This window comes from Kitasatospora sp. NPDC049258 (assembly GCF_040678895.1).
GTDB lineage: Bacteria > Actinomycetota > Actinomycetes > Streptomycetales > Streptomycetaceae > Kitasatospora.
This window is the reverse complement of record NZ_JBFAQT010000010.1, coordinates 187602-194084: the sequence shown is the minus strand read 5'-3', so window position 1 is coordinate 194084 and position 6483 is coordinate 187602. Positions and strand designations below refer to the sequence as shown.

The 6483-nt window shown below is 74.7% G+C and carries 9 protein-coding genes; 7 read left to right on the top strand and 2 right to left on the bottom strand.

The window, feature by feature from the left end:
* Positions 1-95: 95 nt before the first annotated feature.
* Positions 96-440 (bottom strand): hypothetical protein, encoded by a 345-nt coding sequence (locus AB0K43_RS11905; protein ID WP_363638501.1) that lies wholly within the window; start codon positions 438-440, stop codon positions 96-98.
* A gap of 100 nt (positions 441-540) precedes the next feature.
* On the opposite strand from AB0K43_RS11905, the gene AB0K43_RS11900 reads away from it, so the two are divergent.
* The 6 genes from AB0K43_RS11900 (at position 541) to AB0K43_RS11875 (ending at position 5267) form a co-directional block, all read left to right on the top strand.
* Positions 541-1554, top strand: coding sequence for a pseudouridine-5'-phosphate glycosidase (locus tag AB0K43_RS11900; protein ID WP_363638499.1), 1014 nt, complete (start codon positions 541-543; stop codon positions 1552-1554).
* Positions 1551-2549, top strand: coding sequence for a PfkB family carbohydrate kinase (locus tag AB0K43_RS11895; RefSeq protein WP_363638497.1), 999 nt, complete (start codon positions 1551-1553; stop codon positions 2547-2549). The genes AB0K43_RS11900 and AB0K43_RS11895 overlap by 4 nt, the downstream gene beginning before the upstream one ends.
* Positions 2546-3031, top strand: coding sequence for a universal stress protein (locus AB0K43_RS11890; RefSeq protein WP_363638495.1), 486 nt, complete (start codon positions 2546-2548; stop codon positions 3029-3031). Before AB0K43_RS11895 ends, AB0K43_RS11890 begins: the two co-directional genes overlap by 4 nt.
* Before the next feature lie 76 nt (positions 3032-3107).
* Positions 3108-3563: a MarR family transcriptional regulator gene (locus AB0K43_RS11885; protein WP_363638493.1), complete on the top strand. Its 456-nt coding sequence runs from the start codon at positions 3108-3110 to the stop codon at positions 3561-3563.
* The gene (locus tag AB0K43_RS11880; RefSeq protein WP_363638491.1) at positions 3560-4438 is read left to right on the top strand and encodes an ATP-binding cassette domain-containing protein; all 879 of its coding nucleotides are present in this window, start codon (positions 3560-3562) and stop codon (positions 4436-4438) included. The genes AB0K43_RS11885 and AB0K43_RS11880 overlap by 4 nt, the downstream gene beginning before the upstream one ends.
* Entirely contained in the window at positions 4398-5267 is an 870-nt protein-coding gene (locus AB0K43_RS11875) for an ABC transporter permease (RefSeq protein ID WP_363638489.1), read from the top strand. Before AB0K43_RS11880 ends, AB0K43_RS11875 begins: the two co-directional genes overlap by 41 nt.
* A gap of 63 nt (positions 5268-5330) precedes the next feature.
* On the opposite strand, the gene AB0K43_RS11870 is transcribed toward AB0K43_RS11875, so the two are convergent.
* Complete coding sequence (locus tag AB0K43_RS11870) at positions 5331-5567, bottom strand: DUF6296 family protein (RefSeq protein WP_363638487.1); 237 nt, start codon at positions 5565-5567, stop codon at positions 5331-5333.
* 290 nt (positions 5568-5857) lie between these two features.
* On the opposite strand from AB0K43_RS11870, the gene AB0K43_RS11865 reads away from it, so the two are divergent.
* On the top strand, positions 5858-6319 hold the full coding sequence (locus AB0K43_RS11865) for a hypothetical protein (RefSeq protein WP_363638485.1): 462 nt from the start codon (positions 5858-5860) through the stop codon (positions 6317-6319).
* The last annotated feature ends 164 nt before the right edge of the window (positions 6320-6483 follow it).

Sequence of the window (6483 nt, the reverse complement as noted above, 5' to 3'; positions counted from 1 at the left end):
CAGGTCCAGCGCATCGTGATGGCCCGCAACCTGCCGTAGGGAGTGGCGGGCGCGGTGTCACCGGGCCCCCTCGGCCGCGCCGAGGGGGCCGGTCGTCAGTCCTCCTGGAGCAACTGCTCGTCGTACCAGGCGTCCTGGTAGCCCGGGCCGAACCGGAAGCGCCAGCCGGCCGGCAGTTCGAGGTACGGGCGCACCGACGGACAGACCGTCACCAGGTGCCCGACGGGGGTGGGGAGGAAGAACTCCGGATCGTCCGGCAACTCCTCCGACGACCAGACGAACCAGCCGCAGGCGCCGTCCTCGGCCGGCTGCCGCAGGCCGTTGATCGGGAAGGTGACACTGGAGAAGGTCCGGGCCAGGCCGAGGATCTCGGCGGGGCCGACCGGCGCCGGCTCGGCGCCGACCCGGGAGCAGACCGCATCGTGGTGGTCGTATGGCATCGCAGATCCAGACCGTTCGCTACCCCGCCCCGCATCCGGCATCCTACCGCCGCCGGGCAGGACAGGTTTGGACTCCCGGTGGCCATGCCAGGTATGGAGAATGACCAGTTCCACAGCTGCGGCCGGTTTCCGACTCTCCGACGAGGTGCGCGACGCGCTGGAGCGCGGGGCGCCGGTGGTCGCCCTGGAATCGACGATCATCGCCCATGGCCTGCCCAGACCGCGCAACCTCCAGGTGGCGGGGGAGTTGGAGGCACTGGTCCGGGAGGGCGGCGCGGTGCCGGCCACCATCGCCGTGCTGGACGGCGTGCCGCGGATCGGGCTCGGCAAGGCCGAGCTGGAGCGGGTGGCCGGCGACGACACCCTGCGCAAGCTCGGCTTCCGTGACCTCGCCCCGGCGGTGGCGGCGGGTGCGAGCGGTGCCACCACAGTCTCGGGGACGGCCTTCCTGGCCGCCCGGGCCGGCATCCGGGTCTTCGCCACCGGTGGGCTCGGCGGCGTGCACCGGGGCTGGGTGGAGAGCCAGGACGAGTCCAACGACCTGGCGCTGCTGGCCAGGACCAGGATCACCGTGGTCTGCGCGGGAGTGAAGTCGATCCTCGACGTGCCGGCCACGCTGGAGCGCCTGGAGACCCTGGGGGTGGCCGTGCTCGGCCACCGGACGGCGCTGTTCCCCGGCTTCTACCTGGCGAGTTCGGGCTGCCCGGTGGACTGGACGGTGGACGGCCCGGGCGAGGTGGCCGCCGTGATGCGGGCCCAGGACGCGCTGGGCGGGCCCGAGTCGGCCCTGATCGTGGCCAACCCGGTGCCGGCGGAGGAGCAGTTGGACCCGCGGCTGCACGACCGGGTGCTCGCCGAGGCGCTCGCCGCGGCGGACCGGGCGGGGGTCACCGGGCAGGCCACCACCCCCTTCCTGCTCGCCCACCTGACCGAGCACACCGCGGGTGCCTCGCTGGAGGCCAACCTGGCGGCCGTCCGGGGGAACGTCCGGCTGGCGGCCCGGATCGCCGGGCGCTGGGCGTCGGGGTCGGAGCGGGCCGGGTCGGAATGGGCCGGGTCGACCGGGTCGGAGTGGGCCGGGTCCGCCGGCGAGGGTCCGGCGGCGCGCGGGTGACGGGCGGGCCCGGCGGGCTGCTGGTGGTCGGTGACGTGGTCACCGACGTGCTCGCCCTGCAGGAGGGTCCGCTCGCCCCGGACACCGACACCGCGGCGCGGATCTCGGTCCGGCCCGGCGGCGCGGGCGCCAATGTCGCGGCCTGGGCGGCGCGCGGCGGGGCCCGGGCGGTGCTGCTGGCCAGGGTCGGCGCCGACTCCGCCGACTGGCACCGCGGCGAGCTGCGGGCGGCCGGGGTCGACCCCCGGCTGGTGGTGGACGGGCAGGCGCCGACGGCGGTGGTGATCTGCCTGGTGGACGGCCGGGCCGAGCGCACCCTGGTCACGGACGGTGGCGCCTCCGTCCGGCTCGGGCCCGCGGACTGGCGGGCGGAGCTCCTGGAGGGCATCGCCCTGGTCCATCTCTCCGGCTACCTGTTCTTCTCGCACCAGGGCCGCCGGTTGGCCGCCCTGGTGTTCGCCGACGCCGCCCACCGCGGCCTGCCGGTCAGCGTGGACCCGGCCTCGACCGGGTTCGTCGCGAGGCTCGGGGTGGGCGCCTTCCGGGCGGCGATCGCCCGCGCCGGCCTGCTGGTGCCCAACCTCGCGGAGGCGCGGCTGCTCTCCGGCCGGGACGATCCGGTGCTCGCCGCCACCGAGTTGAGCGCCGGGCACGGGACGGTGGCGGTGACGCTCGGCGCGCGCGGAGCCCTGGTGGCGCGGGACGGCCGACTGGTGGCCAAGGTGCCCGCCGTCCGCTCGGCCGCGGTGGACAGTACGGGTGCGGGCGACGCGTTCACCGGCGGATTCCTGGCCGCCCGGCTGGGTGGGGCCGACCTCGCCGCGGCGGCGGAGGCCGGCTGCCGGGCGGGTGCCGAGGCGGTCCGTACGGTGGGCGGGCGCCCACCGGCCGGTCTGCCCACCGGGCCTTCCGCCGGCCCGCCCACCGGCCCGTGTGCCGGACCGTCCGCCCCCGCGCGCGGCCGGGCGGGGTGGGGCTACCCTCGGCAGCTGTGAGTGACGAGTGGCAGTCCGAGCGGTCCGAGCTCTCCGGTGAGCAGTTCGAGCGGGGCACCGACGGCCCCAAGGTGATCGTGGTCGGGGTGGACGGCTCCGCGGCGTCCGGCCGGGCCGCCGCCTACGCGGCCGGCCTGGCCCGCCGTCAGAACGCCCTGCTGGTGGTGGTCTACGTGCAGCCCGTGCTCGGGGCGGCGGTGGCGCTGGGCGCCTCGGTGGCCGAGCTGACCGAGGAGGTCGCCGAGGACCTGATCCGGGAGATCAGGAGCTGGGCGGAGCGGATGCGCGGCGTCTTCGAGGTCCGCTGGAAGTTCGTCACCTTCCGGGGCGATCCGTACAACGGCCTGGTGGAGACCGCCGACCGGCTCAAGGCGGACGCCGTGGTGGTGGGCGCCTCGGAGCGGGCCGGGCACCGGATCGTCGGCTCGGTCGCCGTCCGGCTGGTGAAGGCCGGCCGGTGGCCGGTCACCGTCGTGCCCTGACCTGGCCGGCCTCCAGGTGCGCACGGGTTCCCGGGTTCCGCTGCGATAGCTCTTAGTGAGAGCTAAAATTGCCGTCATGGCGACCAAGGGACTCGGCGACGAACTGGCCGAACTGCTCGTCGGCATCCAGCGGCTGCTCCGCCGTCGGCTGCGGCGCGGTCTGACCGTGCCGCGGCTGCGCGGCGCCCAGGTGGAGCTGCTGCGCCTGGTCGCCGCCCGGCCGGGCATCCGGGTGTCCGCCGCCGCCAAGGAGCTCTTCCTGGCGGGCAACTCGGTCTCCACCCTGGTCAACCAGCTGGTCGGGGACGGCCTGCTGATCCGTGCCCCCGATCCGGCGGACGGCCGGGCCGCCCTGCTGCACCCCACCCCCGAGGCGGCGGCGCGGCTGGCCGCCTGGGACGCCCGCCGCAGCGAGCTGGTCCGCGCGCAGGTCGCGCGGCTCCCGGAGGCGGACCGGGTGGCACTGGCCGCCGCACTGCCGGCCCTGCGGCGCCTGGCCGAGGGCCTCCACGAGGAAGGGGACGGGGTATGACCGCGACACCCACTGCCGGGCCGCCCGACGCGAGCGCGGCGCCCGCCGCCGGCGCCGTCGCGGTGAGTTGCACCGGGCTGGTCTACGCGTTCGGTGCGACCCGCGCCGTGGACGGCCTCGACCTGGAGGTCCGGGCCGGCGAGGTGTTCGGCCTGCTCGGGCCGAACGGCGCGGGCAAGACCACGGCGATCCGGGCGATCACCACCCTGCTGCGGATCCCGCCCGGCATGGTGCGGGTCTTCGGCCACGACAGCGCCCGCGAGCGGATGGCGGTGCGCCGGCTGCTGGGCTACGTGCCGCAGCAGCTCTCCGCCGACGGCGGGCTGACCGGCCGGGAGAACGTCGCGTTGTTCGCCCGGGTCTTCGACGTGCCGCGGCGCGAGCGGGCCGCCCGGGTCGCCGAGGCGTTGGCCGCGGTCGACCTCACCGAGCCGGCCGACCGGCTCGCCGGCACCTACTCCGGCGGCATGGTCCGCCGGCTGGAGCTGGCCCAGGCACTGGTCAGCGCGCCGCGGCTGCTGATCCTCGACGAGCCCACGATCGGGCTCGACCCGATCGCCCGCACCGGGGTGTGGGACCGGATCAACCAGGTCCGGGCGGCCACCGGTATGACCGTGCTGGTCACCACCCACTACATGGACGAGGCCGACCAGTACTGCGACCGGGTCGCGCTGATGCACGGCGGCCGGGTGCGGGCGGTCGGCACGCCGCAGGAGCTCAGGGAGTCGCTGGCCGCGGGGCCCGGCGCCGAGCCCAGCCTGGAGGACGTCTTCCGCCACTACGCCGGCAGCGGTCTGAGCGGCCGGGACACCGAGGAAGGAGGGGATCTGAGCGATGTCCGTCGCACCCGCAGGACAGCTTCCCGCGTCGGCTGACGCGCCGGAGCCGCAGCCGGAGCCGGAGCTGAGGCTCCTGCTGACCCCGCCACCGGCCCGTGAGGGCTGGCGGCTGGTGCCGGCCCGGGTGGCCGCGCTCTGCGCCATCGAACTGCAGAAGCTGCGGCACGACCGGGTCGAGCTGTACACCAGGGCCGTCCAGCCGGCGCTGTGGCTGCTGATCTTCGGCGAGACCTTCACCCGGATCAAGGCCATCCCGACCGGCGGCATCCCGTACCTGGACTACCTGGCGCCCGGGATCATCGCCCAGTCGGCGATGTTCATCGCGATCTTCTACGGCATCATGATCATCTGGGAGCGGGACTCCGGGGTGCTCACCAAGTTGCTGGTCACCCCGACCCCGCGGGCCGTGCTGGTGACCGGCAAGGCCTTCGCGGCCGGGGTCAAGTCGGTGGTCCAGGCGCTCGTGGTGGTGGTGATCGCCGCCCTGCTCGGGGTGGCGATGACCTGGAACCCGCTGCGGCTTCTGGCGGTCGCCCTGGTCGTGGTGCTGGGCTCCGCCTTCTTCGCCTGCCTGTCCATGTCGATCGCCGGGATCGTGCTCACTCGGGAGCGGCTGATGGGCATCGGGCAGGCCATCACCATGCCGCTGTTCTTCGGCTCGAACGCGCTCTACCCGGTGGCCGTGATGCCGGGCTGGCTCCAGGCGGTCAGCAAGGTCAACCCGCTGAGCTACGAGGTCGACGCGCTGCGCGGGCTGCTGCTGGGCACCCCGGCGCACCTGTGGCTCGACCTCGGCGTGCTGGTCCTGGCGGCCGCGCTCGGGGTCGGCGCGGCGTCCGCGCTGATGGGGCGGCTGGCCCGCTGAGCCGGTGCGCGCAGCCGACGGCCCACCCGGCGCGGGTGGGCCGTCGGCCTGGCACCGCGCCCCTCAGGGCAGCAGGACCGCGTGGATCGGTGTCTGGGTGGACTGGCCGCCGCCGGAGGCCAGCATTCTCACCTCGCCCCGGTCGCTGATCTCCGCCCGGACGATCCCGGACGCATCCGCGTAAACCGGGTGCCCACCGGGGCCGGTGGCCCCGGTGAGCTCGACCACCACCACGTCCTGCGGCGCGTGCGCCCCCGGTGCTCCGGGGAACGTCAACGCGTAGCGCTTGCCCTGATTCATCCGCGGCCCTCCTGTCCGGCCCCCGCGTCTCATGGTAGGCACGCCCCGGCCGCACGGCCCTGCGGCCCGCGCCGTTCGAGCCGGCGGCTGACGGTCACTCGGTTGACGGATCGTCATCAGAGGCCAAGGGTGCGGGAGTTATCTGGATCACATTCAACTCCGATCTTTTGTGAAGATCGCACGGGGCGTTCGGTTTCATGTCACTCTGTCTTCAGATCTCATGTGAAATATCACATTGCAGATGCCGCTCCGCGGTTCCGCGGGCGGCCACCCTCACAAGGAGAGCTCCGATGAGTCGTCTTGCCCTGCTCGCGGCCGGTGTCGCCGGTCTGACCACGCTCGGTGTCGCCCCGGCCGTCGCCGCCCCGGCGCCGCAGGCCGCCACCACCCTCAGCACCGTCACGACCTGCGGCAACCTGGGCTACCAGGCGGGCCTCGCCACCAAGGTGTGTGCCGAGATCACCGGCACCGGCGTGGTGCTCTACGGCCAGGTCGGCCTGGCCGGTCCGCCGTCGCCGGGCAGCCCCGCCCCGCAGCCCAAGCAGCTGATCACCAGCCTGTCGGGTGAGGTGGTCGGCGGTGCCTCGCTGGGCACGGCGAACCAGAACGTGATCTTCACCGCCTCGACGATCCAGGTCCGCGGCGTCGGCGGCACCGTGCCGTGCGGCTCCACCGTCCACGCGAGCTTCTCGGTGGCGTCCTTCCCGTGGTCGCCGAACCCGGTGACCCTGGACGTCCCGGTGGCCTGCTGACGCAGCCGTACCGACGGGCCCGGGCGGGTGCGACGCCCGGGCCCGTCGGCCGTCCGGAGCCGGGCGCGGCGCGGGGCACCTGACCCCTGGTCGCGGCATGCGGTTCGGCGGGACGTCTCGTAGCGTCGGAGGGAAGTGGGCACACCCTGCCCCGAGAGGAGCCC

Excerpts from the sequence above, each read along its gene's own strand:
- AB0K43_RS11905 (WP_363638501.1), bottom strand. The coding sequence starts at position 440 with ATGCCATACGACCACCACGATGCGGTCTGCTCCCGGGTCGGCGCCGAG.
- AB0K43_RS11900 (WP_363638499.1), top strand. The coding sequence starts at position 541 with ATGACCAGTTCCACAGCTGCGGCCGGTTTCCGACTCTCCGACGAGGTG.
- AB0K43_RS11885 (WP_363638493.1), top strand. The coding sequence starts at position 3,108 with ATGGCGACCAAGGGACTCGGCGACGAACTGGCCGAACTGCTCGTCGGC.
- AB0K43_RS11880 (WP_363638491.1), top strand. The coding sequence starts at position 3,560 with ATGACCGCGACACCCACTGCCGGGCCGCCCGACGCGAGCGCGGCGCCC.
- AB0K43_RS11875 (WP_363638489.1), top strand. The coding sequence starts at position 4,398 with ATGTCCGTCGCACCCGCAGGACAGCTTCCCGCGTCGGCTGACGCGCCG.
- AB0K43_RS11870 (WP_363638487.1), bottom strand. The coding sequence starts at position 5,567 with ATGAATCAGGGCAAGCGCTACGCGTTGACGTTCCCCGGAGCACCGGGG.
- AB0K43_RS11865 (WP_363638485.1), top strand. The coding sequence starts at position 5,858 with ATGAGTCGTCTTGCCCTGCTCGCGGCCGGTGTCGCCGGTCTGACCACG.